At 62.5% G+C, this 25,436-nt stretch carries 24 protein-coding genes and 2 pseudogenes; 14 read left to right on the top strand and 12 right to left on the bottom strand.

Annotated elements, in window-relative coordinates; all coding sequences use genetic code 11:
- The first annotated feature begins 48 nt into the window (after positions 1-48).
- The 11 genes and pseudogenes from paaK to ACQKPZ_RS01960 all read left to right on the top strand — a co-directional run bounded on the left by paaK (position 49) and on the right by ACQKPZ_RS01960 (position 11,259).
- Positions 49-1,368 carry a phenylacetate--CoA ligase PaaK gene (paaK, locus tag ACQKPZ_RS01910; RefSeq protein ID WP_427535217.1) on the top strand — a complete coding sequence of 440 codons (1,320 nt, stop codon included), beginning with the start codon at positions 49-51 and terminating at the stop codon, positions 1,366-1,368.
- 277 nt (positions 1,369-1,645) lie between these two features.
- Positions 1,646-2,635, top strand: coding sequence for a 1,2-phenylacetyl-CoA epoxidase subunit PaaA (gene paaA, locus ACQKPZ_RS01915; protein WP_427535218.1), 990 nt, complete (start codon positions 1,646-1,648; stop codon positions 2,633-2,635).
- 25 nt (positions 2,636-2,660) lie between these two features.
- On the top strand, positions 2,661-2,942 hold the full coding sequence (paaB, locus tag ACQKPZ_RS01920) for a 1,2-phenylacetyl-CoA epoxidase subunit PaaB (RefSeq protein WP_004374528.1): 282 nt from the start codon (positions 2,661-2,663) through the stop codon (positions 2,940-2,942).
- Between the two features lie 8 nt (positions 2,943-2,950).
- The gene (gene paaC, locus ACQKPZ_RS01925; protein ID WP_427535220.1) at positions 2,951-3,709 is read left to right on the top strand and encodes a 1,2-phenylacetyl-CoA epoxidase subunit PaaC; all 759 of its coding nucleotides are present in this window, start codon (positions 2,951-2,953) and stop codon (positions 3,707-3,709) included.
- Complete coding sequence (paaD, locus tag ACQKPZ_RS01930; protein WP_427535222.1) at positions 3,696-4,229, top strand: 1,2-phenylacetyl-CoA epoxidase subunit PaaD; 534 nt, start codon at positions 3,696-3,698, stop codon at positions 4,227-4,229. The genes paaC and paaD overlap by 14 nt, the downstream gene beginning before the upstream one ends.
- 15 nt (positions 4,230-4,244) lie before the next feature.
- Positions 4,245-5,321 (top strand): 1,2-phenylacetyl-CoA epoxidase subunit PaaE, encoded by a 1,077-nt coding sequence (gene paaE / locus ACQKPZ_RS01935; RefSeq protein ID WP_391125632.1) that lies wholly within the window; start codon positions 4,245-4,247, stop codon positions 5,319-5,321.
- 230 nt (positions 5,322-5,551) lie between these two features.
- A complete protein-coding gene (locus tag ACQKPZ_RS01940; RefSeq protein WP_012272262.1) occupies positions 5,552-5,860 on the top strand; it encodes a DUF485 domain-containing protein in 309 nt (102 codons plus the stop codon).
- Positions 5,851-7,419, top strand: a pseudogene (locus ACQKPZ_RS01945) (cation acetate symporter); the annotation flags it as partial. The gene ACQKPZ_RS01940 and the pseudogene ACQKPZ_RS01945, both read left to right, overlap by 10 nt.
- A 39-nt stretch (positions 7,420-7,458) precedes the next feature.
- The gene (locus ACQKPZ_RS01950; RefSeq protein WP_427535427.1) at positions 7,459-8,691 is read left to right on the top strand and encodes an OprD family porin; all 1,233 of its coding nucleotides are present in this window, start codon (positions 7,459-7,461) and stop codon (positions 8,689-8,691) included.
- Positions 8,692-8,728: 37 nt separating this feature from the next.
- Positions 8,729-10,783 carry a phenylacetic acid degradation bifunctional protein PaaZ gene (paaZ, locus tag ACQKPZ_RS01955; RefSeq protein ID WP_427535224.1) on the top strand — a complete coding sequence of 685 codons (2,055 nt, stop codon included), beginning with the start codon at positions 8,729-8,731 and terminating at the stop codon, positions 10,781-10,783.
- 176 nt (positions 10,784-10,959) lie between these two features.
- Entirely contained in the window at positions 10,960-11,259 is a 300-nt protein-coding gene (locus ACQKPZ_RS01960; RefSeq protein ID WP_427535225.1) for a hypothetical protein, read from the top strand.
- A 24-nt stretch (positions 11,260-11,283) separates the two neighbouring features.
- Here ACQKPZ_RS01960 and ACQKPZ_RS01965 read toward each other — a convergent pair whose 3' ends face one another.
- The gene (locus ACQKPZ_RS01965) at positions 11,284-12,906 is read right to left on the bottom strand and encodes an ATP-binding response regulator (protein WP_427535226.1); all 1,623 of its coding nucleotides are present in this window, start codon (positions 12,904-12,906) and stop codon (positions 11,284-11,286) included.
- A gap of 116 nt (positions 12,907-13,022) precedes the next feature.
- Here ACQKPZ_RS01965 and ACQKPZ_RS01970 point away from each other — a divergent pair, with 116 nt between their 5' ends.
- Positions 13,023-13,649, top strand: coding sequence for a LuxR C-terminal-related transcriptional regulator (locus tag ACQKPZ_RS01970; RefSeq protein WP_427535227.1), 627 nt, complete (start codon positions 13,023-13,025; stop codon positions 13,647-13,649).
- 21 nt (positions 13,650-13,670) lie between these two features.
- On the opposite strand, the gene ACQKPZ_RS01975 is transcribed toward ACQKPZ_RS01970, so the two are convergent.
- From ACQKPZ_RS01975 to ACQKPZ_RS02005, 7 genes and pseudogenes are all read right to left on the bottom strand, one after another.
- A complete protein-coding gene (locus ACQKPZ_RS01975; protein ID WP_403201927.1) occupies positions 13,671-13,940 on the bottom strand; it encodes a DUF6555 family protein in 270 nt (89 codons plus the stop codon).
- 122 nt (positions 13,941-14,062) lie between these two features.
- Positions 14,063-14,614 carry an ATP-dependent Clp protease proteolytic subunit gene (locus tag ACQKPZ_RS01980; protein WP_427535229.1) on the bottom strand — a complete coding sequence of 184 codons (552 nt, stop codon included), beginning with the start codon at positions 14,612-14,614 and terminating at the stop codon, positions 14,063-14,065.
- 108 nt (positions 14,615-14,722) lie between these two features.
- Positions 14,723-15,310 carry a nucleosidase gene (locus ACQKPZ_RS01985; protein WP_427535230.1) on the bottom strand — a complete coding sequence of 196 codons (588 nt, stop codon included), beginning with the start codon at positions 15,308-15,310 and terminating at the stop codon, positions 14,723-14,725.
- Between the two features lie 116 nt (positions 15,311-15,426).
- Positions 15,427-15,552: pseudogene (locus ACQKPZ_RS01990) on the bottom strand (general stress protein); the annotation flags it as partial.
- 203 nt (positions 15,553-15,755) lie between these two features.
- Positions 15,756-17,039: an NTP/NDP exchange transporter gene (locus ACQKPZ_RS01995; RefSeq protein ID WP_427535429.1), complete on the bottom strand. Its 1,284-nt coding sequence runs from the start codon at positions 17,037-17,039 to the stop codon at positions 15,756-15,758.
- Between the two features lie 4 nt (positions 17,040-17,043).
- Positions 17,044-17,952, bottom strand: coding sequence for an aldo/keto reductase (locus ACQKPZ_RS02000; RefSeq protein ID WP_427535231.1), 909 nt, complete (start codon positions 17,950-17,952; stop codon positions 17,044-17,046).
- 89 nt (positions 17,953-18,041) lie between these two features.
- Positions 18,042-18,905, bottom strand: a complete 864-nt coding sequence (locus tag ACQKPZ_RS02005; protein ID WP_427535233.1) for a Dyp-type peroxidase — start codon at positions 18,903-18,905, stop codon at positions 18,042-18,044.
- A gap of 184 nt (positions 18,906-19,089) precedes the next feature.
- Between ACQKPZ_RS02005 and ACQKPZ_RS02010 the strand changes: the two genes are divergently transcribed.
- A complete protein-coding gene (locus tag ACQKPZ_RS02010) occupies positions 19,090-19,989 on the top strand; it encodes a bile acid:sodium symporter family protein (protein WP_427535234.1) in 900 nt (299 codons plus the stop codon).
- Between the two features lie 112 nt (positions 19,990-20,101).
- On the opposite strand, the gene ACQKPZ_RS02015 is transcribed toward ACQKPZ_RS02010, so the two are convergent.
- The 3 genes from ACQKPZ_RS02015 to ACQKPZ_RS02025 all read right to left on the bottom strand — a co-directional run bounded on the left by ACQKPZ_RS02015 (position 20,102) and on the right by ACQKPZ_RS02025 (position 23,345).
- The gene (locus tag ACQKPZ_RS02015) at positions 20,102-20,569 is read right to left on the bottom strand and encodes a sterol desaturase family protein (protein WP_427535235.1); all 468 of its coding nucleotides are present in this window, start codon (positions 20,567-20,569) and stop codon (positions 20,102-20,104) included.
- 172 nt (positions 20,570-20,741) lie between these two features.
- Positions 20,742-22,310 (bottom strand): sensor domain-containing diguanylate cyclase, encoded by a 1,569-nt coding sequence (locus tag ACQKPZ_RS02020; RefSeq protein ID WP_427535237.1) that lies wholly within the window; start codon positions 22,308-22,310, stop codon positions 20,742-20,744.
- A gap of 36 nt (positions 22,311-22,346) precedes the next feature.
- Positions 22,347-23,345, bottom strand: a complete 999-nt coding sequence (locus ACQKPZ_RS02025; RefSeq protein WP_427535238.1) for a DNA-binding protein — start codon at positions 23,343-23,345, stop codon at positions 22,347-22,349.
- Positions 23,346-23,585: 240 nt separating this feature from the next.
- Here ACQKPZ_RS02025 and ACQKPZ_RS02030 point away from each other — a divergent pair, with 240 nt between their 5' ends.
- Complete coding sequence (locus ACQKPZ_RS02030; RefSeq protein WP_427535240.1) at positions 23,586-24,191, top strand: helix-turn-helix transcriptional regulator; 606 nt, start codon at positions 23,586-23,588, stop codon at positions 24,189-24,191.
- Here the strand turns inward: ACQKPZ_RS02030 and codA are convergent, their stop codons facing one another.
- The gene (gene codA, locus ACQKPZ_RS02035; RefSeq protein ID WP_427535242.1) at positions 24,192-25,433 is read right to left on the bottom strand and encodes a cytosine deaminase; all 1,242 of its coding nucleotides are present in this window, start codon (positions 25,431-25,433) and stop codon (positions 24,192-24,194) included. It lies immediately after the preceding gene.
- Positions 25,434-25,436 lie beyond the last annotated feature (3 nt).

Genomic DNA, 25,436 nt, shown 5'->3' on the forward strand with positions numbered 1-25,436 from the left:
GCCTGCAACCGGTACCGTGCGGCGTACAAGAACAATTCGAGTGAAGCCATGAACATGTACCATGATGCCGATCGTGCCCTGCTGGACCCTATGGAAACTGCCAGCGTCGACGCCCTGCGCCAGCACCAGCTGGAGCGCCTGCGCTGGAGCCTGAAACACGCCTACGACAACGTGCCGCTGTACCGCAAGCGCTTTGCCGAGTGCGGCGCCCACCCCGACGACCTGCAATGCCTTGAAGACCTGGCGAAGTTCCCCTTCACCGGCAAGAACGACCTGCGTGACAACTACCCCTATGGCATGTTTGCCGTGCCCCAGGAAGAGGTGGTACGCCTGCATGCCTCCAGCGGCACCACCGGCAAGCCGACCGTGGTCGGCTATACGCAGAATGACATCGACACGTGGGCCAATGTGGTGGCCCGCTCGATCCGTGCGGCCGGCGGGCGAAAAGGTGACAAGGTGCATGTCTCCTACGGCTATGGGCTGTTCACGGGTGGCCTTGGCGCGCATTACGGCGCCGAGCGCCTGGGCTGTACGGTAATCCCGATGTCCGGCGGACAGACCGAGAAGCAGGTGCAGCTGATTCGCGACTTCCAGCCAGACATCATCATGGTCACCCCGTCCTACATGCTCAACCTGGCCGACGAGATCGAACGCCAGGGCATCGACCCGCACAACCTCAAGCTGCGGCTGGGCATTTTCGGTGCCGAACCGTGGACCGACGAGCTGCGCCGCTCAATCGAGCAGCGCCTGGGTATCAACGCCCTCGACATCTACGGCCTGTCGGAAATCATGGGCCCAGGGGTGGCGATGGAGTGCATCGAGACCAAAGACGGCCCGACCATCTGGGAAGACCACTTCTACCCCGAAATCATCGACCCGGTTACCGGAGCGGTTCTGCCAGACGGCCAGTTGGGTGAGCTGGTGTTCACCTCGCTCAGCAAGGAAGCGCTGCCGATGGTGCGCTACCGCACTCGCGACCTCACGCGTCTGCTGCCCGGCACCGCCAGGCCGATGCGACGCATTGGCAAGATCACCGGCCGCAGCGATGACATGCTGATCATTCGCGGAGTCAACGTGTTCCCGACCCAGATCGAGGAGCAGGTATTAAAAATAAAACAGCTTTCTGAGCTTTATGAGATTCATTTGTATCGCAATGGAAACCTGGACAGTGTCGAGGTGCATGTTGAGTTACGCGCAGAATGCCAGCACCTGGACGAAGCACAGCGCAAGCTGCTGACCGGGGAGCTGACCAGGCAGATCAAGACCTACATTGGCATCAGCACCCAGGTGCACCTGCAGCCCTGCGGTACGCTCAAGCGCTCCGAGGGCAAGGCTTGCCACGTATTCGACAAACGGTTGGCCAGCTGATTCATTCAGCTGCCTTTTCGGCCCCGGCATTGCCCGGGGCTTTTTTTTGCTTGTGAGAATGCTGGGGGGCGCTTTGCGCCCCTTTCGCGACGCAAGGCCGCTCCTACACGGGTCCGCGATCTCCTGTAGGAGCGGCCTTGCGTCGCGAAAGGGCTGCGTAGCAGCCCCATAGGGCAGCAAAGCGATACACAAATCTTATTTGATACACATAAAACTGTTTGACGTTATGTTTTGTATCGCTTACAAATGACTCATGCCTTAGCAGGAGTCGCAGCACATGTACGCACAGCTAGTGGAAACCGGTGTCAAGCGCGTCAAGGCGCTGGAAGAGATGTCGCCCGAAGAGCGCAACTTCCAGGAAAAGATCGACGCCGAAATCAAGATCGAAGCCAAGAACTGGATGCCCGAGGCTTACCGCCAGACCTTGATCCGGCAGATCTCCCAGCACGCCCATTCGGAAATCGTCGGCATGCTGCCAGAAGGCAACTGGGTCACCCGCGCCCCCAGCCTCAAGCGCAAGCTGCAACTGATGGCCAAGATCCAGGACGAAGCCGGCCACGGCCTGTACCTGTACAGCGCCATGGAAACCCTGGGCGCCGACCGTGACGAAGAAATCGCCAAGCTGCACAGCGGCAAGGCCAAGTATTCGAGCATCTTCAACTACCCCACCCTCAGCTGGGCCGACATGGGCGCAGTGGGCTGGCTGGTGGATGGCGCCGCCATCGTCAACCAGGTGGTGTTGCAACGCACCTCTTACGGCCCCTACTCCCGCGCCATGATCCGTATCTGCAAGGAAGAGAGCTTCCACCAGCGCCAGGGCTACGAAATGCTCCTGACCATGATGCGTCACGGCACCCAGGCCCAACGGGATATGGTGCAGGACGCCATCAACCGCCTGTGGTGGCCTTCGCTGATGATGTTCGGCCCCAGCGACGAACACTCCCCCAACAGCGCCCAGTCCATGGCCTGGAAGATCAAGCGCCAGACCAACGACGAACTGCGCCAGCGCTTCATCGACCAGACCGTGCCGCAACTGGAGTTGCTCGGCTGCACCGCCCCTGACCCTGACCTCAAGTGGAACGCCGAGCGCGGTCACTACGACTTCGGCGAAATCCAGTGGGACGAGTTCTACGAAGTACTCAAGGGCAACGGCCCGTGCAACCAGGAACGTGTCGCCACCCGGCGCAAAGCCATCGAGGACGGCGCCTGGGTTCGCGAGGCCGCCGTCGCCTACGCACGCAAGCAACAGAACAAGAACGCCGCCTGAGCGGCGATTGATGCGGAGATCGAAAATGTCTGTCTGGACCCTCTACGAAGTGTTCGTGCGCAGCAAGCACGGCCTTAACCACAAGCACGTTGGCAGCGTTCACGCCGCCGATGCTGCCATGGCTATCGAAAATGCCCGTGAGCTGTACACCCGCCGCAGCGAAGGCGTCAGCCTGTGGGTAGTGCCTTCGGCACTGATTACCGCCTCGTCCCCTGACGAAAAAGACCCGCTGTTCGCCCCTTCGGACGACAAGGTCTACCGCCATGCCAGCTTCTACGAACTGCCCGACGAAGTCGGACACATGTGAGGTTGGCCATGCACAACGAAGCCCTTATCCCCTACCTGCTGCTGCTTGGCGACAGTGCCCTTGTTCAAGGCCAGCGGCTGTGTGAATGGTGTGGCCACGCCCCGGCCATTGAAGAAGAACTGGCCCTGATGAACGTTGGCCTCGATCTGGTCGGCCAGGCGCGCAACTGGCTGGAATACGCAGCCGAGCTGCTGGACGATGGCCGGGACGCCGACGCGTTGGCCTTCGGCCGGGACCAGCGGGCCTACCGCAACCTACTGTTGGTCGAGCAGCCCAACGGCGACTTCGCCGTGACCATGACCAAGCAGTTCCTTTACGACGCCTGGCACTTCGCCGTGCTGAAGGGCCTGGCCGGTTCGTGCGATGAACGTATCGCCGGCATCGCCGCCAAGGCACTCAAGGAAGTCACTTACCACCTGCGCCGCTCCAGCGAGTGGGTGCAGCGCCTGGGCGACGGTACCGAAGAAAGCCGCCAGCGCATGCTCGCTGCCATCCCGGCGCTGTGGCGCTTCACGGTCGAGCTGGCCGCAGGCAGCGACAACGAAATGCAACTGGCCGAAGCCGGTATTGCTGCCGACCCGGCTGCCGTCGGGGCTGCCTGGCTGAAACAGGTGAGCGAGACCTTCGCTTCGGTCGAGCTGCCGCTGCCCAAGGCTGCCAGCCACTTCTACCTCGACGGTCGCAAAGGCTTGCACACCGAGCACCTGGGCCTGCTGCTGGCCGAGATGCAGTTCCTGCCAAGGGCCTACCCCGATGCAACCTGGTGAGCTGATTACCGGCGACCGTGGTGCGCGGGCGCCACGCGGCGATGACCTGGCCCGGGCCTGGGAGGTCCTGGCCCAGGTCATGGACCCGGAAGTGCCCGTGGTCAGCGTGGTCGACCTGGGGATTGTCCGCGATCTGGACTGGCGCGCCGGCCACTTGCACCTGGTGGTGACCCCGACTTACTCGGGCTGCCCGGCCACCGAAGTGATCGAAGGCGATATCCGGCAAGCACTGGAGCAGGCGGGTTTTGCCGCGCCGGACCTGGAGCGGCAGCTTACACCAGCGTGGAGCACCGACTGGATCAGTGCGCTGGGCCGTGAACGCCTGCGCGCCTACGGCATCGCCCCGCCGCAAGGCAGCGCCAGCAAGCGCAGCCTGCTTGGTCACGCGCCGCAGGTGTGCTGCCCCCAGTGCGGCTGCGCCCATACCGAATTGCTCAGCCAGTTCGGCTCCACCGCGTGCAAGGCGCTATACCGCTGCCGCGAGTGCCTGGAGCCGTTCGACTATTTCAAATGCATTTGAGCCGTGGAGAACGCCATGAGCCAGTTTCACAGCCTGACCATCAAGCAAGTCCGCAACGAGACCCGTGATGCGGTGTCGATTGCCTTCGACGTGCCCGAGCACCTGCAAGCACAGTTTCGCTTCACCCAGGGCCAGTACCTGGTCATGCGTACCCAGCTGGATAACGAAGAGGTCCGCCGCTCCTACTCCATTTGCAGTGCCGTGCAGGACGGCGAGCTGCGCGTGGCCGTCAAGCGTGTGCCAGGCGGGCGCTTCTCGGCGTTTGCCAATGAAGTGCTCAAGGCAGGCCAGCAACTGGACGTGATGCCGCCCTCTGGTAGCTTCTACGTACCGCTGGACCCAACCCGCCAGGGTAATTACCTGGGCGTGGCTGCTGGCAGTGGCATTACCCCGATCCTGTCCATCATCGGCACCACGTTGGCCAGCGAGCCGCACAGCCGCTTCACCCTGCTGTATGGCAATCGCTCCAGTTCGGGAGCCTTGTTCCGCGACAAGCTCGAGGACCTCAAGAACCGCTACCTCGACCGGCTGAACCTGATTTTCGTGTTCAGCCGCGAGCAGCAGGATGTTGACCTGTACAACGGCCGCATCGACGCCGACAAGTGCGGCCAGCTGTTCTCGCGCTGGCTGGACGTGCCAGGCCTGGACGCCGCCTTCATTTGTGGCCCGCAGGCAATGACCGAAACCGTACGCGACAGCTTGCAGGCCAATGGCCTGGGCAAGGAGCGCATCCATTTCGAACTGTTTGCCGCGGCCGGCAGCGAAGCCCGCCGTGAGGCCCGTGAAGCAGCGCGTCAGGTGGACTCGGCGCTCAGCCATATCACGGTAATCAGCGACGGCCGCGCCCTCACCTTCGACTTGCCACGCAATACCCAGAACGTGCTGGACGCCGGCAATGCCATTGGCGCCGAGCTGCCCTACTCGTGCAAGGCTGGTGTTTGCTCTACCTGCAAGTGCCGGGTAATCGAGGGCGAAGTGGAAATGGACAGCAACCACGCGCTGGAGGACTACGAAGTGGCAGCCGGGTATGTGCTGTCGTGTCAGACCTACCCGGTGAGCGACAAGGTAGTCCTCGACTTCGATCAGCTTTAAGACCAAACCCTGCTCGGACTGCGAGTGCGATCGCTGTAGGAGCGGCCTTGTGTCGCGAAAGGGCCGCAACGCGGCCCCAGGATCTTGGCGCTGATCACAGATTGTCGGGGCTGCTGTGCAGCCCTTTCGCGACACAAGGCCGCTCCTACAAGGATCGCACCCGCAGTACCGGCAAGCAGCACCCGCGTGACCTCACATACAACAATTACAACACCCAGAGATCGCAACCCATGACACCCGAACGCATAGAAAGCATCGCCAACCACCCCGACTTCCAGCACCTGGTGCGGCGCAAGCGCCGCCTCAACGGCAGCCTGACCCTGGCGATGCTGGTGATCTACTACGGCTTCGTCCTGCTGGTGGCGTTCTCCCCCAGCACCCTCGGCCAGTCCCTCAGCGGCGGCGTGACCACTGTCGGCATGCTGGTGGGCGTGCTGATGGTGCTGCTGTCCTTCGCCCTGACGGGTATCTACGTACACCGCGCCAACAACGTACTCGACCCGCTCAACGACAAGGTCAAGCAGGAGTGCGCACAATGAACTGGACTGCCATCTCGATGTTCATGGTGTTTGTCTGCTTCACCCTGCTGGTCACCCGTTGGGCGGCCCTGCGCACCCGCTCCGCCAGCGATTTCTATACCGCCGGCGGGGGCCTGACCGGCATGCAGAACGGCCTGGCCATCGCCGGCGACATGATCAGCGCCGCGTCTTTCCTGGGCATTTCCGCGATGATGTTCATGAACGGCTATGACGGCCTGCTGTATGCCCTGGGCGTGCTGGCCGGCTGGCCGATCATTCTGTTCCTGATCGCCGAACGCCTGCGCAACCTGGGCAAGTACACGTTCGCCGACGTGGTCAGCTATCGCCTGGCGCAAACCCCGGTTCGTCTCACGTCGGCGTTCGGCACCCTGGTGGTCGCGTTGATGTACCTGGTGGCGCAGATGGTCGGCGCCGGCAAGCTGATCGAGCTGCTGTTCGGCATCAGCTACCTGTACGCGGTGGTGCTTGTGGGTGTGCTGATGGTTGCCTACGTTACCTTCGGCGGCATGCTCGCCACCACCTGGGTGCAGATCATCAAGGCGGTGATGCTGCTGTCGGGCACCAGCTTCATGGCCTTCATGGTGCTCAAGCACTTCGGCTTCAGCACCGAAGCCATGTTTGCCAGCGCCGTGGCCGTGCATGCCAAGGGCCAGGCGATCATGGCACCGGGTGGCTTGCTGTCCAACCCGGTGGATGCCATTTCCCTGGGCCTGGGCATGATGTTCGGCACCGCGGGCCTGCCGCATATCCTGATGCGCTTCTTCACGGTCAGCGATGCCAAGGAAGCACGCAAGAGCGTGTTCTACGCGACCGGTTTCATTGGTTACTTCTACCTGCTGCTGATCATTGTCGGCTTTGGCGCCATCGTGATGGTCGGCACCGAGCCGTCCTACCGCGATGCCACCGGCGCGATCATCGGCGGCGGCAACATGGTCGCGGTACACCTGGCCCAGGCGGTGGGTGGCAACTTGTTCCTTGGGTTCATCTCTGCCGTGGCGTTTGCCACCATCCTGGCGGTAGTCGCCGGCCTGGCGCTGTCGGGTGCGTCGGCCGTGTCCCACGACCTGTATGCCTGCGTAGTGCGTCAAGGCAAGGCCACCGAACAGGAAGAAATGCGCGTGTCGCGTATCGCTACCCTGCTGATCGGCCTGCTGGCGGTGTTGCTCGGCCTGATGTTCGAGTCGCAGAACATCGCCTTCCTCTCCGGCCTGGTGCTGGCGGTCGCTGCCTCGGTCAACTTCCCGGTGCTGTTGCTCTCGATGTTCTGGAAAGGCCTGACCACCCGCGGCGCGGTGTGCGGCAGCATGGCCGGGCTGGTATCGGCGGTAGTGCTGGTGGTACTGGGCCCGGCGGTGTGGGTCAACGTACTGCACAACGAGAAAGCGCTGTTCCCGTACAGCAACCCGGCGTTGTTCTCGATGAGCCTGGCCTTCCTGAGTGCCTGGGTGTTCTCGGTTACCGACAGTTCGGAACGCGCCAGCGAAGAGCGCGGCCGCTACCTGGCCCAGTTCATCCGCTCCATGACCGGGATCGGCGCCGCCGGCGCCAGCAAGCACTGACCTCAAGGACGATCAACCATGTCGGGTAAAACAACAACAATGAACCGCACGCACTTCATGTCAGCCGCCTGGCTGGCCACCCTCGCCCTGCCTTTGCCGGCAATGGCAGACTTCATCGGCGACAGCCACGCACGCCTGGAACTGCGCAACCACTACATCAACCGCGACTTCCGCCAGAGCAATGCGCCCCAGGCCAAGGCCGAGGAATGGGGCCAGGGCTTTACTGCCAAGATCGAGTCGGGCTTCACCGAAGGCCTGGTCGGCGTTGGCGTCGACGCCATGGGCCAGCTGGGTATCAAGCTCGATTCCAGCCGCGATCGCCGTAACACCGGCCTGCTGCCCTTCGGCCCTAACAGCCACGAACCGGTCGACGATTACAGCGAGCTGGGCCTCACCGGCAAGGTCCGCGTATCCAAGAGCACCTTGCGCCTGGGCACGCTACAGCCGATCTTGCCGGTGGTGGTCTACAACGACACCCGCCTGTTGGCGTCCACCTTCCAGGGTGGCCTGCTTACCAGTCAGGACATCAATGGCCTCACCTTCAACGGCGGCCGTCTGACCAAGGCCAACCTGCGCGACTCCTCGGGCCGCGACGACATTGGCTACGGCGCCGCAAGCAGCGACCACCTGGATTTCGGCGGTGGCAGCTACGCCATTACCCCGCAAACCAGCATCAGCTACTACTACGCCAAACTCGAAGACATCTACCGCCAGCAGTTCGTCGGCCTGATCGACACCCGCCCCTTGAGCGAAGGCGTGAGCCTGCGCAGCGACCTGCGCTACTTCGACAGCCGCAATGACGGCGCCGAACGTGCCGGCAACATCGACAACCGCAACTTCAACGCCATGTTCACCCTCGGCGTACGGGCGCACAAATTCACCGCCACCTGGCAACAGATGTCGGGCGACAGCGCCTTCCCGTTCGTCAATGGTGGCGACCCGTTCACCGTCAACCTGGTCACCTACAACACCTTCACCCGCGCCGGGCTCGACTCGTGGCAAGTGCGCTACGACTACGACTTCGTGGCCATGGGTATCCCCGGCCTCAGTTTCATGACGCGCTATACCGATGGCCGCCATGCCGAAACCGCCACCGTCAGCAATGGCCGCGAGCGTGAACGCGATACCGATATCACCTACGTCATCCAGAGCGGCCCGTTCAAGGACGTGAGCCTGCGCTGGCGCAACGTCACCTTCCGTTCTGGCAATGGCCTGACCAACGCCGTGGACGAAAACCGCCTGATCATCGGCTACACCCTGGCGCTGTGGTAACAGCGCCCCCCTAAATTTGAACAGCATGGAGAACAGCATGTCTGCCGCCCCTACTCTGCAAAGCTTCATCGCCGGCCGCTGGCTGGGCCAGCACGGCGCCCAGGCCCTGCGCAGCGCCCTTGATGGCCACGTCCTGGCCTACAGCCACGAGGAGCGCCCGGACTTCGCCGAAGCCGTGGACTTCGCCCGTGCCCGTGGCCTCGCCAGCTTGATGGCCATGGACTTCCAGCAACGCGCTGCACGGCTTAAAGCGCTGGCCCTGTACCTGGCCGAGCGCAAGGAACAGCTATACGCCCTGTCGCACCACAGCGGCGCCACCCGTGCCGACAGCTGGATCGACATCGAAGGGGGTAACGCCACGCTGTTCGCCTATGCCGGCATCGGCAGCCGTGAGCTGCCGTCGGGCAACCTGGTGCACGAAGGCCCGGCCATCCCGCTGGGCAAACAAGGCCATTTCGCCGGCAGCCACATCCTGGTGCCACGTGCAGGCGTTGCAGTGCACATCAACGCCTTCAACTTCCCCATCTGGGGCATGCTGGAGAAATTCGCGCCGACCTTCCTGGCCGGCATGCCTTGTATCGTCAAGCCAGCGACTTCCACCAGCTACCTGACCGAGGCCGTCGTCCGCCTGATGAACGCCTCCGGCCTGCTGCCAGAGGGCAGCCTGCAACTGGTCATTGGCAGCACCGGCGACCTGCTGGAGCGCCTGCAGGGCCAGGACGTGGTGACCTTCACCGGTTCTGCCGATACCGCCGCCAAACTGCGCGTCACGCCGAACCTGATACGCAATTCGGTGCCGTTTACCGCCGAAGCCGACTCGTTGAACTGCGCCATTCTCGGCCCGGACGTCACCCCGGACAGTGAAGAGTTCGACCTGTACATCAAGGAAGTGGTGCGGGAAATGACCACCAAGGCCGGGCAGAAATGCACCGCCATCCGCCGTGCCATCGTACCGGCCAAACACATCGACGCAGTTGCCACGCGCCTGCGCGAGCGGCTGGGCAAGGTAGTGGTCGGTGATCCGTCGGTGGAAGGCGTGCGCATGGGCGCCCTGGCCTCCCACGACCAGCAGCAGGACGTGGCCGAGCGGGTGCGCAGCTTGCTGCAAAGCTGCGATCAGCTGTTCGGCGCCAGCGATGGTTTTGCGCCGCGCGGCGAAGGTGTGGCTGAGGGCGCATTCTTCGCCCCGACCCTGTTGCAGGCTCGCAACCCGCATGCCGAAGGCGGTGCCCACGATATCGAAGCGTTCGGCCCGGTCAGCACCCTGATGGCCTACGATGACCTTGACGAGGCACTGGCCCTGGCCGCACGTGGCAAAGGCAGCCTGGTGGCGACCCTGGTCACCGCCGACCGCAGCGTGGCCGCCAAGGCCATTCCAGTGGCTGCCGCCTGGCACGGCCGCCTGCTGGTGCTCGACAGTGAAGCCGCCAAGGAGTCCACCGGCCACGGCTCGCCGCTGCCACAGCTCAAGCATGGCGGCCCGGGGCGTGCGGGTGGCGGTGAAGAGCTGGGCGGCCTGCGTGCGGTCAAGCACTACTTGCAGCGTGCCGCGGTGCAGGGTTCACCGAGCATGCTCACGGCGGTGACTGGCGAGTATGTGCGTGGCGCTGAAGTGATCGAGACTGAAGTGCACCCGTTCCGTCGCTACTTCGAGCAATTGCGCATCGGCGAGTCGCTGCTTACCCACCGCCGCACCGTGACCGAAGCCGACCTGGTCAATTTTGGTTGCCTGTCGGGCGACCATTTCTACATGCACTTTGACGAAATTGCTGCCAGGGAATCGCAGTTCGGCAAGCGCATCGCCCACGGCTACTTCGTGCTGTCGGCGGCAGCCGGGTTGTTTGTATCACCCGGCGCGGGGCCAGTGCTGGCCAACTATGGCCTGGATACCCTGCGTTTCATCAACCCGGTGGGCATTGGCGACACCATCCAGGCGCGCTTGACCTGCAAGCGCAAGATTGACCAGGGCAAGACCAGCCCGCTGGGCCAGCCGCAGGGTGTGGTGGCATGGGATGTGGAAGTGACTAACCAGCTGGGCGAACTGGTGGCCAGTTATGACATCCTGACCTTGGTGTTGAAGCAGCCACTGTAATGGTTTGAGCCCACTCCCACGGGGACCGCACATCCCTGTGGGAGCGGGCAAGCCCGCGAAGAGGCCCGCACAGGCCACATAAAGGCCAAAGGCCACCTCGTACATCCGCCCTAATCGCCCCTCACCCCCCTCGGCGTTATAGTCCAGCGATAACAACGCCAAGGAAGCCCCCTATCATGCTCCCCTTCAAGCTAGTCCTGAGTACCGCCCTGCTGCTCGGCGTCGCCGGCTGCCAGACCATCAAGCCCTCTGAAGACACCCTCAAGCAGCGTACCGAGTTCATTCTCAACACCAAGGTGTCGAAAGTTGCCGATGTACGTAATGACAGCACCCTCACCTACTACACCGCCACCACCGCCAAAGGCCAGTACGAGTGCCAGATGCCCAGCGGTGGCATCGTCGCGGTAGCCGGCATGGGCCTGTATGAGCCAACGCCGACCTGCATGAAGGAAGGCCAGGCCCTGATCCTGCAATAAACCCACCCCGCGCCCCGTGCCGGCCTAGTTGGCCGGCGCCGCCGTTTCCTCGCGCAATGCGCGCAAGGCCGCACGCAGTTCAGCTGGGCGCACCGGTTTGGAAAGCACAGCGATATTGCGCTCATGCACTACTGCCTGGATTTTTTCCGTGTCATGCCCCGTCATGATCAGCGCGGGCACGTCCCACCCACGCTGCGCCCTCAGTTGGTCGATGCAGTCGACCCCGGTTGCCTCCCGCCCCAGGTCGTAATCGGCGACGATCACCTCACAATCACTGCTCAGTCCCACGGGCGAGCTGTGCGCATCCACCTCGCAGCCCCAGCGCCGCAGCAGTGCCGTGGTTGCCCTCAGCACGTTGTGGTCGTCTTCCACCAGGCACACACGCAAGCCGCCGAGCAGGCCCGGTGCTGCATGCGCACGATCAACCGGCACCTGCGCCGGTTGCGCGGACAGCCGTGGCAGGCCCTGCAAGCTTACCGCCGTGCCGTGCCCTGGCCGCGAGCGCAACTTTACCTCCAAGCCCATCAGGCGCCCAAGCCGGCGCACGATCGACAGGCCCAGCCCTACGCCTTCGACATCAGTGTCACGCACCTGGCGCACCCGGTAGAACTCTTCGAATACCAGCCGCTGGTGGGCTTCATCAATGCCTCGGCCCTGGTCGTAGATTACGATGGCCAAACCCTCGGCACAGCGCCGCACGCCCAGCAGCAGGGGGCGATGTGCTGCATATTTGAAGCTGTTGGACAACACGTTCTGTACCATGGTGGCCAACATGCCGCGGTCGGCTCGGGTCCAGTAACGGCAAGGCCGCAAGCGAATGGTCACGCCCGCCCAGCGGGCGGCCTCGCGGTTCTGTTGCAGCAGCTCAGCCAGGAACGCATTCAGGGCAAACACCTCGTACCTGGGCTGTGCACGCCCGTTGTCCAGTGTGTACAGGTCGAGAATCGAGCGAAACAGCTGCGACACGTTGAGCAGCGAGCGGTCGATGCTGTCCACCAACCGACGCTCCTGCTCGCCCAGTGGCGCATCGCGCAGGCAGGCCGTAAACAGGCCGATCGAATGGATCGGCTGGCGCAGGTCATGGCTGGCCTGGGCCAGGAAGCGCGATTTTTCGCGGTTGGCCGCAGCGGCCAGCTCCGAGGCCTTGCGCGTGCGCTCCAGCAACAGATGCGCATAGATCGGGATCACCGTGCTGGTGGTGAGCAGCATCAGCACCATGAACGGGTTGGCTTGCCAATAAGGCGTGATCTGGTACACCACCAGCAACGCCGCCAAGGCCAGCACCGTGGCAATTGCCAGGTAGCGCGAGCCAAAGCGCATGCCATTACCCAGGTTCACCCACACCATCACCGCATAGATCGGCAGCGCCGCATCGCCACCGACCACCAGGCCGAAGCAGGTACCGGTGTAGTCATGCACCATGCCCAGCACGCGTCGCCAGGGGTAATGCCCGGGCCAGTGGGCGATGGCCTGGCGCAAGCCGATGGACACCAGTATGAAGACCGCGATGTAGTAGATGATCGGCAGGTGAGGCGCATGCGAGCGGCCCGGGAGGAAGCCCAGCATGGTGATGTAGGCAAGCGCGCAACAGGCAACGATGACGCGCAGGTTGGCTTGATCGAGTTCGTTGTTCTTGTCCAGGTCCATGGCCAGTGTCCTTGTGCACAGGGTCGCATTACTGCCCTCCATGGGCAGCGCCCTCCCTGCGTGGCTGCTAAATTAGCATGCTCCGGTCCACCTACGGCTACAGGGAGTTGCCAGGCGTGACGTGTCGCATCATCGTGGCGGATGACCATCCGCTGTTCAGGGAAGCCCTGTCGCGCACCGTGCTGCGTGTGCTGCCGGGCGCCCGCGTGGAAGAAGCCGGTTGCCTTGATGAGGTGTTGCTGCTGGCCAGCACCGGCGAGGCAGCCGATACCCTTATCCTCGACCTGCGCTTTCCCGGGCTGGTAGATATCCCGTGCCTGGCTCGCTTACGTCAACAGCTGCCCCGCACCACCCTGATCATTGTGTCGATGGTCGATGACCCCGCCATCGTCGAACAGGTCATGCAAGCCGGGGTGGACGGGTTTGTCGGTAAAAGCATTGCGGCAGAGGAAATGGGCGCAGCCATCCTGGCCATTCGCGATGGCGAAGTGCTGGTCAGGTATGCGCCCTCGGGTTTCTTGCCGAATCGTGGTGGTGGGCCTGGGGGTGAGTGTGCAGTGGAACAGCTCACGCAGCGCCAGCACGACGTGTTGCGGCTGATCGCCCAAGGCAAGACCAACAAGGAAATAGCCAGGGCCCTGGACATTTCGCCGTTTACCGTGCGCATTCACGTGTCTTCACTGCTCAAGGCGCTTGGCGTCAGCTCGCGTACGGCGGCGGCCGTGAAGTACACCGGCAGCTGACGCCGGTGCCCGCTCTGCCGGTCAGACCACTGCCGCCGGGTCCTGTGCCGACGGGTTCGGCCTGCTGCCCGATACCCGCCAGGTTACAGCGGTGATCCCGTAGCGCTCGGCCATCGGCCGGCTGATCTTCCTGATTTTCTCCCGCCCGAACTTGGGGATGATACCGATGCCCGCATCGCAACTTGCCCAATGCCAGGCCTCGGCGTTGTCCAGGCGCTCAAGACGAATGATGAAACTGCGCGGCTGGCCATGCAGTTGGTAGTCGATGATGTACAGCTGTGGGCTAGGCATCGCAGGGGGCCTCCTCTTCTCCATGGATGACACCCTGATTGATTCGGGCACGGCGAGAAGATTCAAAATTTTGTCGAATAACCGGAATCAATGGCATTCGCTACCCTGTGCACGGGTACCCGCTATGCATGCACACTCCACTGAACCGCCTGCGTTTCGATCGGCATTTCATCGATGGCATGGATCATCCCGTTCTCCAGCGCCTCCCGTGGCCCCAGTATCCGTGGATACGCCATCAGATAACGCGGCACATCCAGCACCTCGGTGGCGCCCTGGGTGCGCTCGGCCACGATCTGTGCATACAGGCGCAAATCGTAATCCAGGCTCATTGCATATTCCGCCATCCGTGAATGGTCCACCGAACCGTGCAGGGTCCAGTGGAATGGATGGAACAGGAACTTGCTGTAACTGCATGCCGTGCGCCGTTGCCCCGCCAGGAACAGGATATTGCCCATGGACTCGACCGTGCCCAGGTTATGGGTATGCACCTCTACCGGCAGTGCCCGCAGGAAGTTGTACAGGGTAAACCCGTAGCTGCACTCGCCACCCATGGTGGCGATGTTCAGTTGCAGGATCTCGGCCCCCTGTTGCAACGCCCGCGAACAGGTGTTGATCAGGTTGCCGCAGGTCGACGAGTTGATCGGCCCGGTGAAGTGAATGATATGTCTGGCCATGCTTGCCTCCAGGGTTATGCGGTGGAAACGTCAGCAGCCGCAAAGTTCAACCCGGGATGAGCAAAGCGCGGAATCGTTCCTGACCGTGAAGGTGTTATTGGGCCGCACTCACGCCTGGCTGAAAAGCACCCGCTTGAACGCTTCTGCAGCCAGGTGTACCTGCACCGCCCAATCCACCGCGGCATCGCTGCCTGCATCATCGGAGATGTATTTCAGGCACACGAATGGAATGCCTTCACTGCGCGCTATCAACGCCAGCACGTAGGCTTCCATGTCGACCACGTCATAAGGCGCGTCACCATGGTTGACCTCGAAGGTGTCACCGCTGCCACAGGTTTCCAAGGGCAGGCCCGGAATGACCGCCCCGTGTTCCAACACTACCGGGGTATCGGACAACGGCGTCTGGTAACGTTCGAAGCCCAGTGGGGTCACATCCATGTCGCGCTGAACGAAGCGGTTGCAACACACCACACTGCCCTTGCCGTGGCGCTGGCTGCCAGCCGATCCAAGGTTGACGATCAACTTGGGCTTGCGCTTCGCAATCGCCTTGGTCAGGGCAATGGCAGCATTCACTTTGCCGATACCGGTGAACACCGTGTTCACCTCAGTGAATACATCGCCCGCCTCGGCTTCGAGGGCGAAGACAAATAGCGTGTCATCCAGGGATGTGTCGGGGAATTGCTGGGTCAGCATCATGGAGCAAGGATTTCCGAGTGGCTGCAAGGGGCGCGGCCATTGTCGGCCAACCCCGGGTAAATGCAACCCCTTGCCCCTTGCAGTGCCAGGTCGCCCCGGCACTGCATGTAGGTCAATTACGAGCGGCCACCCTTGCGGCCGGACTCGCGATCATGCGGCATGTTGCTGCCAGAGGACTGGCCGCCCTTGCGGCCGGCTTCGGAGGCCTTTTCACGATCATTGGCGAAGTTGCCTGGGTTCTTGTTGCCGCCTTGGCTGCCTTGTTGGTTACCGGTGCGGCTGTTGTCTTTGTTGGCCATGGTCTTCAAACCTCATATGACTTCGGATTGCACGGCAGCTGCCGTACACAAGTTCGGAGTTCAGCCATAGGGAGGGATTCGTTTTATCGCCATGGGTTCGGACCGGTGGCATTAAATAAGCGACAACGCCATATTTGGTGCGCCTGTCAGTCGTGCGATGGGCTATCCAGGCGAGCCTGACGGCGGCCCAGCCAGCCACCCGTCGCGGCCCACCCCAACGCAATCAGCGCGCCAATGAGCATGGCCAACTGCGGGTGCTCGCCCATCACGTCCAGGGCCCGTTTGATCCAGCCGCTTAAGGCATCGCCACCCCGGTAGACCACCGTGTCGATGAAGTTCTTGGCCTTGTACTTGTCCTCTGCCGGTAGCACGGTAAACAGCATTTCCCGCCCAGGCCGCACCAGCGCGTACTCACCGGCCCGGCGTACCACCATCACCACCACGAAGACCGCGAACACGGGCGCCAGTGCCAGCCACAGGAAGCCTGCGGCCATTACCAAGGGCACTGCCACCAGTAACACCCCCACGCCCAGCCGGCGGGCCAGGCGGCCGGTCAGGAACACCTGGGTGAGAATGGCCAGGGCTTGCACCACGGTATCGATCAGGCCGAATACCTGGGTTTGTCGCGTACGGTCGGTGAAGGTCTCGCTGACAATGCGCGCCTGCTCGAAGTACAGAAAGGTGCTAACGCTGGCCAGCAGCACCACGAACAGGGCAATGCCCAGCAGGTACGGGGAGCGCAGCACGGCAGTGGCGCCGGCAAACGGGTTGCCGCCCAAAGGCCGCGAATCCGCGCGCTCAGAATGCGCCTGCATGGGTTGCTTTACTCGCCAGCGTTGCAGGAACAGGGTCGCGCCGATACTGCCAAGCAAAAAGGCCGCCGCCAGCACCAGCAACCCTGCATGGCCCAGTGGGGCTACCAGCAAAGTACCGAGTATGGGGCCACTCAGCCCGCCCAGGCTGGCCCCGGCCGCCAGCAAACCGAACAGGCGCTTGCCCTGCGCGCTAGAAAACAGGTCGGCGAGCACGCTCCAGGCCAGGGAAATGGTCAGCAGGTTGAATACCGACAGCCAGATGTAGAAGGCCCGGGCGGTCCACAAATTGTCCGCGTTGCTGGTAAACAGCACGGCGAAAAGCAACAGGTTGCTGGCGAAGAACCCGTAGGTCCAGGGCAGGATGTGCCTGCGCTGCACCTTGGACGCCAGCCAGCCGAACAGCGGCAGGCATGCCAGGGTGGCGATGAAGGTGCCGGTGAACAGCCATTGCAGGTTGTCCACGCCACCGGCGATGCCCATGGTTTCGCGTACCGGGCGTAGCATGAAGTAGCCGGTGAACAGCAGGTAGAACAGCAGCAGGCCGGCGACTACCGCGGGGGCTTCGCCGGGCTGGATGTTCAGCCCCTGGTCCAGGCGCCGCCGCCACGCCTGCATGATGTCAGGCAAACTGCTTGATCAGCGCCTGTTGCTGCGCCTGGGTGAGCAAGGGGTCATGGCCAGCCTTTAGCTGGTCGAGCTGCCGGTCGGGCCGCCCGGTCGCAGGAATGACCGTGGTCACCGCCGGGTGGCTGATGGCGAACTTGAGAAACAGCTGCGCCCAGCTGCCGATCCCCGCCTCTGCCGCCCAGCCAGGCAACGCCTGGTCCTTGACCCGGGCGAACAGACGGCCATCGTCGAAAGCCCGGTTGATCAGCACCGCCACGCCTTTGTCCTGGCACAGTGGCAGCAGTTCACGCGCGGCATCAGGCGCGTTCACCGAGTAGTTGATCTGGATGAAGTCCAGTGGCTGGCTGCGCACGATTCGGGCAACTTCGTCCTGGCCGCTGTTGAGGTAGTGAGTGATGCCCACATAACGGGTCTTGCCCTGCTGCTTCAGCTCGCGGGCGTAAGGCAGTTGGGTCTGCCAGTCGCGCAAGTTGTGGATTTGCAGCAGGTCGACCTTGTCGGTACGCAGGCTCTTCAGGCTGCCGGCCCATTGCACCTGCGCGTCGGCCCGGCTGTCGGCGGCGATCTTGGTGGCAATGAAGCACTGCCGGTGCCAGCCGCCCTCTTCCAGCAGTTGGCCCAGAATGCTATCGGCACCCCCATAGTTGGGCGAGGTGTCGATCACCCGTCCACCGCCGTCGAAAAACGCCTTTAGCACGCTTTTAAGCTGCTGATACTGGGCTGAGCCTGCGTCTACTTCAAAGCTGCCGGAAGTACCGGCACCGATCACCGGCAGCGCTTCCCCTGTGGACGGTATCTTACGGGTCAGCAAACCTGCCGGGGCGGCGGCGTGCAGCCAGGGGCTTGCGGCCAACAAGCCCAACGTTGCGCCCGCGCGTAGGACATCACGACGTGCGTACATGGAAAAGCTCCCGTCATGAATCGGAAGCTTTCAAGGCTAGCCGCTCTGGCCCGCACTGCCGGGTGATTCTGTATCTGGATGTTTAGTTATCAGGCGTGCAACAGTTGGCTCAGGTCGACACCTGCCTCGCCCATTGGCGGGCACCAGTAATAGCCGCCGGTCAGCGGCCGGCTGAAACGGTACAGGCCGTCGATGATGCCATCCTCAAGCCCGCTCATGCGCCGCAGCTGCACTTCGAACGCATCGAAGCTTTGACCCAGGGCTACGAAGGCCAGGCCGGCGCCGCGCTGGTCGGCCCAGGCCACCGAACGACGGACCATGAACGCTTCGGGGTCGAAGCTTTCCTGGGCAGTACGCTTGACGTGCGCGGACTCGGGAGCGTCATCCAGTTCTTCGTTGTCGCTGAGGCGGCGGCCAATGATGTTGTCCTGGTCGGCCTGGGGCAGCGACTTGAAGTACTCCAGGTCGTGCTTCCACAGCTGGAATGCAGCAAAGCTGGAACCGTCGGCAGCAATGGCCGCTTGCACAGCATCCTCGTCCACCGGGTTTTCGGTGCCATCTTCATAGCCTGTCAGGTCGTGGCCACCCCGGTGCAGGAAGCCATCAACGCTGTCTGCCAGGCGCAGTGCCGGTGCCAGCGCCTTTTCCAGGGCCTGGGCGCGCAGCAGCAGGTCACCACGTTCGTTACCGCGCAGCCACAGCCACAGGGCGTGCTGGGTGCTTGGGTTTTCCACGGCGGCATCCAGCAGCGGGAAGGCGCGCAGGCCTGGCACTGCACGGCCCAGGGCCTTGGCCAGCGGGGCACCGATACCCAGGATCAGCTGTTCGCCATCGACCTGTGGCAGCAAGGCATCCAGTGCGCCAGGCAAAGCCTCGGGCGACTGCAGGGTGAAGAACAGGTGGCGGGCGTGGGCCGGCACCGGGTTGGCAAGCAGACCTTGCTGGAACGGCATGACAGGCTAATCCTCGGTAAAAACCGAAATGCTACTGCGCCTGCAGCCCTACTGCAATGCGGCATGCAGCCTCGGTAACCGCTGCACGCGGTAACAAACAGTTACCAACAGCTGGCCCTTTGCGATTAGCTATCAATCAGCGCCCGCCTACACTCTTCGGGATCCTTCGCCCGAGAGACCGCCCATGACCGCCTCGCCCTTGCTCACTGCCTTTCTGCCGCTTGCCCTGGGTATCATCATGCTTGGCCTCGGGTTGTCACTGACCCTGGCCGACTTTGCTCGCGTGGTTAAATACCCCAAGCCGGTGGTGGTGGGCCTGGCCTGCCAGATCCTGCTGCTGCCGCTGGTGTGCTTCCTGATCGCCAACGGCTTTGGGCTGGAGTCTGCCCTGGCGGTAGGGCTGATGTTGCTGGCCGCCTCGCCGGGCGGCACCACGGCCAACCTGTTCAGCCACCTGGCCCACGGTGATGTGGCGTTGAACATCACCTTGACGGCCGTCAACTCGCTGATCGCGATCCTGACCATGCCACTGCTGGTGAACCTGTCGCTGAGCTGGTTCATGGCCTCGGACCAGGCCATCCCGTTGCAGTTCGCCAAAGTCCTGCAGGTGTTTGCCATTGTCCTGCTGCCGGTGGCATTGGGCATGCTGATTCGCCATTTCGCCCCGGCCTTTGCAGCGCGCATGGAAAAGCCGATGAAGCTGGTGGCTGCGCTGTTCCTGGCCTTCACCATCGTCCTGGCACTGGCCAAGGACTGGCAGACCGTGGTCGAGTACGCACCGCTGGTTGGCCTGGCGGCGCTATTGTTCAACGTGCTGAGCCTGGCCGTGGGCTACTGGGTGCCACGGCTGTTGAACATTCCTAAACGCCAGGCAATTGCCATTGGCATGGAAATCGGCATACATAACGGCACCTTGGCGATTGCCTTGGCGTTGAGCCCTTCACTGCTGAACAACGCGACCATGGCGGTACCGGCGGCGCTGTACAGCCTGATCATGTTCTTTACTGCGGCGGGGTTCGGCTGGTGGGTAAGCCGGGGGCATGTGGCGGCCCAGCCTGAAGGCGGAACTGTGAATCAGGGCTGATGGCCTCTTCGCGGGTAAACCCGCTCCCACAGGTTCTTGTGGCCACCACCTGTTAGCCCTGATGCGGTCTCTGTGGGAGCGGGTTCACCCGCGAAGGGGCCCGATCAGACTGTCACGAAGGTTTGCGGTTACTTCGCAGCTGCCGTTTCAACACCTTCAACGGCGGCGCATAGAAAAAACCGAACGACACACTCCCCGTGCGCCCCTTCACCGCATGGTGCAACTGGTGCGCACGGTGCAACCGCTTGAGGTAGCGGTTGACCGGCTTTGGCTTTTGCGGCCAATGCCTGTGGAAGAACCCGTCATGGGCCACGACATACAACATGCCGTACCCCGCCACACCACCACCCACCCACTGCAAGGGTGCGTAGCCACTCTTGCCCAAGGCCACCAGCGCTGTGGCGATCAGCCCCAGGGCCACCAGGTACAGGTCGTTGGTTTCGAGCATGCCCAGCTGGGGCTCATGGTGCGAGCGGTGCAGCCACCAGCCCCAGCCATGCATGATGTACTTGTGAGCCAGCGTGCCAACGCCCTCCATGGCCACCAGGGTGCCGAACAACACGGCGAGATTGAACAGCATGGAACGGTCCGGGTGATGGCGAAGGAAGCCGCAAGGGTACCGATTGCCTGCGGTTTTTTCCATGCAGGCGTGACCGGCTGTATGCATGGGCCCGATGAAGCTATTGGCATGCTTTTGCTCTTGACCTCGGGATTTTGCCTGGGTCACTAGCAGCTTGGGGCTTGAAAGCCGCTTACGGGCCGACATCCGCCACCACTTCGCCTGCCACACAGTACCCGTCACGCCCCCGTCGCTTGGCCTGGTATAACGCCGCATCCGCTGCCGCCATAAGGCCTTCTGCAGTGCAGCCCTGCCGCGCCAGGTCGCCCACCGCGATCCCTGCGCTGAAAGAAACGCGGCCGAGCGGGCTACCCGCATGCTCCAGCATCAACCGCCGTAACAGCTGTTGCAGGTCTTGCACCAACACTTCTGCCCCGCGGGCATCGGTATCGGGCAGCAACAGCGTAAATTCCTCACCGCCATAGCGCACGGCCAGGTCTGCCGGGCGCTTCAGCGCCTGTTGCAGCAGTTCGGCAAAGCGCCGCAGGCATTGGTCACCGGCTGGGTGGCCATAACGGTCGTTATAGGCCTTGAAGTGATCAAGGTCGAGCATCACCAGCGCCAGCGGGTAACCCTGTCTGCGTGCGCGTCGCAGTTCTGGTTCGAACACCGCATCCAGCCGCCGGCGGTTGCCCAGCCCGGTCAGGCTGTCGGTCAGGGCCAGCGCTTTCAGTGTCTGGTGCGCCTGGTGCAGTGCCCGTTCGATGATGATGCGTTCGCGCAACTGCCTTAGTACCACACCGCCAAACGCCGCCAGGCCCACCAGCAACAACAGCAGCACAGCCACAGACTTGATTGCGTCGTGCCGCCAAGGCGCAACGATTGATTCCCGCGACAAACCTGCCTCCACCACCAGTGGGTAGCTGGAAAGTGCCCGGTAGCCATAAAGCCGGGTGGTGCCATCGACCACGGCAACGGCCTCGGCAACCCCTTCCGAGGCGTACGGCAAGTGATTGCGGAAGATCTCGCTGTTGGCCAGGCTACGGCCTACCACCTGCTCCACGAAAGGCCGGCGTACCAGAATGGTTCCGTCGCGTTTTGCCAGCACCAGTGCGCCACGCTCGTCAATCTTGAAGTCGCCGTAGTAACGCACGAACCACTCCACCTTGATGGTGCCCAGCAGCACGCCGGCAAAGCGGCCGTCGGCATACTCCAGGCGCCTGGAAATGGGGATGATCAGGTCGCCGGTGGAGCGGCTGCGCACCACCGAGCCGATATGGACGTTACGGTCGGCATGGGTGCGGTGGTAAACGAAGTAGTCGCGGTCGGCGTTGTTGGCATTGGGCGGGATGGCCGCCCGGTCTGTAACGATCCAGCGGCCATCCGGGCCATACACGAACAGCCCGTGCAATTGCGGCATGATGCTTTTCTGCTGGGCCAGCAAAGCGTGCAGGCGTGGTCGATCGATGTGCTCAAAGCCATCGCCTTCAAGGCGCTCGGCCAAGGCAGCGGTAATGGCGTCGACCTGGCGGATAGCGTCTTCGGCATGCTGCGCCGTGGCCCGGGCCAGGTTGGTGACCATGTTTTCGGCATTGCTGAAGGCATGCCGATAGTCGCGCCAGATACGCCAGCCCTCGACCAGCACGAAGGCCAGCATCACCACCAGCATGAATGCCAGCACCAGGCGGAACAACGCCACGGCGCGGCCCTCGCCGGTTACCGCGATGAGCCCGTCATCATCCTGTTTCCTGGCTGCACACATTGAAATCCCTGGTCATACCGCATTCACCGCCTTTCACTATAGTTCAGCGCCACCTGCAACTACGGGCAATTGCGCCCTGCATTGTGCCAACGCGTCGTCACGGTTTTTCAGCTGTTCCTCAAGCCGCTGCAACTGGCGAGCTTGTTCGGCGCACAGATCGCGCCGTTGCTCCAGGCTTTGCGCTTGCACATCCAGCTGCCGGCGCATTTCCTCGCTGGCGCCCTGGGCCTGGGCCAGGATCGTACGCAGGCCCTGGATCTGCGCATCGCGTTGTTCCAGCAACTCGTCCTGTGCCCGGCATTCGCTGGCGGCCTGGCGATGCTCACCCAGCAAGCGCTCGTTATCACGGTGCAGGCGGGTCAGTTCGTCCTGTTTGACGATCATGCCCTGCTGCAGTTGGCGCACCTCCACCTGCATCTGCTGCAACTGCGCTTCGTGGCGGCGCTGTTCCTGCTCGCGCTGTTCACGGCTGGCCGTGCGGTAGTGCTCCAGCGCATCGCGAGCATGGCGATGCTTGTCTTCCAGCGACTTGACCTGCTCGTCCTTGTCAGCCAGGCGCACCTGCAATTCACCCAGCGACTGGTTGAGGCTGGCACTGCGAAGCTGTTCGGCCTGCAGGGTGCTTTGCGTGGACAACAGCTTTTCTGTCTCGGCGGCCAATGCCGCTGCATCGATCTTGTGTTGCTGATGCGCAGCAGCCAGTGCCTGTTGTGCGATTTCCAGCTGCGCCTCAAGCGTTTCCCGCTGTTGAGTGAAGGTGCTTTCGGCCTGCTCGATATGCAGGTCAGCCTCATCCTGCAACTGGGTTGCCAATTGCCCGACCAGGCGGCTCAACACATCGCTCAGCGCGGCGCCACCTTCAGAAGCCACTGGCTGCTGGCCGTTCAGCTCTTTCAGGTAGCGGTGAATCGTGGTCTTGGAGCCGGTATTGCCCAGCTCGATACGTATGGCATCGATGCTGGGGTTCTCGCCACGGGCAATCAGCGCCTGACGCGCCTGTTGCACTACAACCTTGTTTATACCGCCCCGGGCCATGCTTGCTCCTACGATTTTGTACTGTGTTATGTACCATGTAATTACGTACCAATTATGGCGATAACAAAATGCACCTGCAAATATTTCCTCACATGGAATAATCACGGCTTATCGCATGTTAAAGCGCATTTTGGCCGGAACAGGCGCTAGGCAGGCGTACCAGTGCTGCTTGCGCCCCGCCTTGTTTAAGCTGCGCTTTGCCGCCACCATGTACGTCCGGCATTCGATCACCGACTGAAAATGACCCTGGAAAACTACAAGGCAATCGCCGACAGCATCGCGCTGCTGCTTTATCCGCACGCTGAAGTCATCGTTCACGAGCTGAGCAGCCAGACAGTGGTGCACATCGCCAACAATTTTTCCCAGCGCAAGCTGGGCGATGATTCGGCTATCGATGAGGAATTGGGGGGGCTGCTCAGCGGCGCCAATCTCGGCCCTTATGAAAAGCTGAACTGGAACGGCCAGAAAATCCGCTCGATCAGTAGTGTGCTGCGTAACCAGGACGGAGAAGCAGAGCACCTGATGTGCATCAACCTGAACGTGTCCGTGCTGGAGCAGGCTCGCGTGGCGCTGGATGCGTTCTTCCAGATGAGCCGCCTGGTGCCACAGCCGGATGCACTGTTCCGTAACGACTGGCAGGAACGTATCAATACCTTCCTGCATGGCTGGCTACAGGCGCACAACCTGTCATTGCAGACGCTGCGGATGAAGGACAAGCGCACCCTTGTGCAGGCTTTGCATGCAGAGGGTGCCTTCGATGGACGGAGTGGCGCCGACTACGTTGCCAATGTGCTCAACATGGGCCGCGCCACTGTCTACAAATACCTGAAGGAGCTCAGGGCCTAGTCAGCCCATGCGCTGCACCTGCGCTGGCGTACGCTGCATCAGTACCTTGCCATTGCGCACCGACACCAGTGCATGCCCCTGGCTGCGCACCATCTCGTAATCGTCCGGCGCCGACAGCAGCAACAGGTTCGCCGGCCGCCCCACTTCGATGCCGTAGCGCTCGCCAAGGTTCAGGGTACGGGCGCTGTTGTCGGTGATCAGGTCCAGGCAACGCTGCAGGTCTTCATAACCGAGCATGTGGCAGATGTGCAGGCCCGCTTCGAGTATGCGCAGGATGTTGCCATTGCCCAGCGGGTACCATGGGTCGACGATGGAGTCCTGGCCAAAGCAGATATTCATCCCTGCGCGATCAATTTCGGCCACGCGGGTCAGCCCGCGGCGCTTGGGATAGCTGTCGAAGCGCCCTTGCAAGTGAATGCTCTCGGTCGGGCACGAGATGAAGTTGATGCCTGACAGCTTGAGCAGGCGGAACAGCTTGTAGCAGTACGCATTGTCGTAGGAGCCCATGGCCGTGGTATGGCTGGCCGTTACCCGGGCGCCCATGCCGCGAACCCGGGCTTCTTCGGCCAGCACCTCCAGAAAGCGCGACTGCGGGTCGTCGGTCTCGTCGCAATGCACGTCCACCAGGCAGCCGGTACGCTCGGCCAGGTCCATCAGGAACTTCACCGATGACACGCCCTGATCGCGGGTGTTCTCGAAGTGTGGAATGCCGCCGACCACATCGGCGCCAATCGCCACCGCTTCAGTCATCAGTGCCCGCCCGTTGGCATAAGACTCGATCCCCTCCTGGGGGAAGGCGACAATCTGCAGGTCGACCAGTGCACGCACTTCGTCGCGCACCTCGACCATTGCCTTTAAAGCGGTGAGGTTCGAGTCGGTTACATCGACATGCGTGCGCACATGCTGGATACCGTGGTCCACCAGCATGCCAATGGTCTTTTTCGCACGTGTCTTGATGTCTTCGTGGGTGGTAATTTCCTTGCGTTCCGCCCAGCGCTCGATGCCTTCGAACAGCGTGCCGCTCATGTTCCATTTCGGCTCGCCAGCCGTCAGGGTGGCGTCAAGGTGGATATGCGGTTCGACAAAAGGCGCCACCACCAGGTTCTGCCCAGCGTCAAGGTCATCGCCAGTGCCGGCTGCCAGCACCTCTGCCTGGGGGGTGATGGCGGCGATGCGCTCGCCGTTCAGTTCGATGCGGAACAGCCCGGGCTTGCCGCGCAGGCGTGCGTTGATGATGTTCATGTT

It is taken from the genome of Pseudomonas sp. NPDC089547 (genome assembly GCF_050280665.1).
Classification (GTDB): Bacteria; Pseudomonadota; Gammaproteobacteria; order Pseudomonadales; family Pseudomonadaceae; genus Aquipseudomonas.

Excerpts from the sequence above, each read along its gene's own strand:
- ACQKPZ_RS01985 (WP_427535230.1), bottom strand. The coding sequence starts at position 15,310 with ATGATGCTGACCCAGCAATTCCCCGACACATCCCTGGATGACACGCTA.
- paaC (WP_427535220.1), top strand. The coding sequence starts at position 2,951 with ATGCACAACGAAGCCCTTATCCCCTACCTGCTGCTGCTTGGCGACAGT.
- ACQKPZ_RS01950 (WP_427535427.1), top strand. The coding sequence starts at position 7,459 with ATGAACCGCACGCACTTCATGTCAGCCGCCTGGCTGGCCACCCTCGCC.
- ACQKPZ_RS02025 (WP_427535238.1), bottom strand. The coding sequence starts at position 23,345 with ATGGCCCGGGGCGGTATAAACAAGGTTGTAGTGCAACAGGCGCGTCAG.
- paaZ (WP_427535224.1), top strand. The coding sequence starts at position 8,729 with ATGTCTGCCGCCCCTACTCTGCAAAGCTTCATCGCCGGCCGCTGGCTG.
- ACQKPZ_RS02000 (WP_427535231.1), bottom strand. The coding sequence starts at position 17,952 with ATGTACGCACGTCGTGATGTCCTACGCGCGGGCGCAACGTTGGGCTTG.
- paaD (WP_427535222.1), top strand. The coding sequence starts at position 3,696 with ATGCAACCTGGTGAGCTGATTACCGGCGACCGTGGTGCGCGGGCGCCA.
- paaK (WP_427535217.1), top strand. The coding sequence starts at position 49 with ATGAACATGTACCATGATGCCGATCGTGCCCTGCTGGACCCTATGGAA.
- ACQKPZ_RS02015 (WP_427535235.1), bottom strand. The coding sequence starts at position 20,569 with ATGCTGTTCAATCTCGCCGTGTTGTTCGGCACCCTGGTGGCCATGGAG.
- ACQKPZ_RS01975 (WP_403201927.1), bottom strand. The coding sequence starts at position 13,940 with ATGCCTAGCCCACAGCTGTACATCATCGACTACCAACTGCATGGCCAG.
- ACQKPZ_RS01965 (WP_427535226.1), bottom strand. The coding sequence starts at position 12,906 with ATGGACCTGGACAAGAACAACGAACTCGATCAAGCCAACCTGCGCGTC.
- ACQKPZ_RS02010 (WP_427535234.1), top strand. The coding sequence starts at position 19,090 with ATGACCGCCTCGCCCTTGCTCACTGCCTTTCTGCCGCTTGCCCTGGGT.
- ACQKPZ_RS02005 (WP_427535233.1), bottom strand. The coding sequence starts at position 18,905 with ATGCCGTTCCAGCAAGGTCTGCTTGCCAACCCGGTGCCGGCCCACGCC.
- ACQKPZ_RS02020 (WP_427535237.1), bottom strand. The coding sequence starts at position 22,310 with ATGTGTGCAGCCAGGAAACAGGATGATGACGGGCTCATCGCGGTAACC.
- paaA (WP_427535218.1), top strand. The coding sequence starts at position 1,646 with ATGTACGCACAGCTAGTGGAAACCGGTGTCAAGCGCGTCAAGGCGCTG.
- paaB (WP_004374528.1), top strand. The coding sequence starts at position 2,661 with ATGTCTGTCTGGACCCTCTACGAAGTGTTCGTGCGCAGCAAGCACGGC.
- ACQKPZ_RS01960 (WP_427535225.1), top strand. The coding sequence starts at position 10,960 with ATGCTCCCCTTCAAGCTAGTCCTGAGTACCGCCCTGCTGCTCGGCGTC.
- ACQKPZ_RS01980 (WP_427535229.1), bottom strand. The coding sequence starts at position 14,614 with ATGGCCAGACATATCATTCACTTCACCGGGCCGATCAACTCGTCGACC.
- paaE (WP_391125632.1), top strand. The coding sequence starts at position 4,245 with ATGAGCCAGTTTCACAGCCTGACCATCAAGCAAGTCCGCAACGAGACC.
- ACQKPZ_RS01940 (WP_012272262.1), top strand. The coding sequence starts at position 5,552 with ATGACACCCGAACGCATAGAAAGCATCGCCAACCACCCCGACTTCCAG.
- ACQKPZ_RS02030 (WP_427535240.1), top strand. The coding sequence starts at position 23,586 with ATGACCCTGGAAAACTACAAGGCAATCGCCGACAGCATCGCGCTGCTG.
- ACQKPZ_RS01995 (WP_427535429.1), bottom strand. The coding sequence starts at position 17,039 with ATGCAGGCGTGGCGGCGGCGCCTGGACCAGGGGCTGAACATCCAGCCC.
- codA (WP_427535242.1), bottom strand. The coding sequence starts at position 25,433 with ATGAACATCATCAACGCACGCCTGCGCGGCAAGCCCGGGCTGTTCCGC.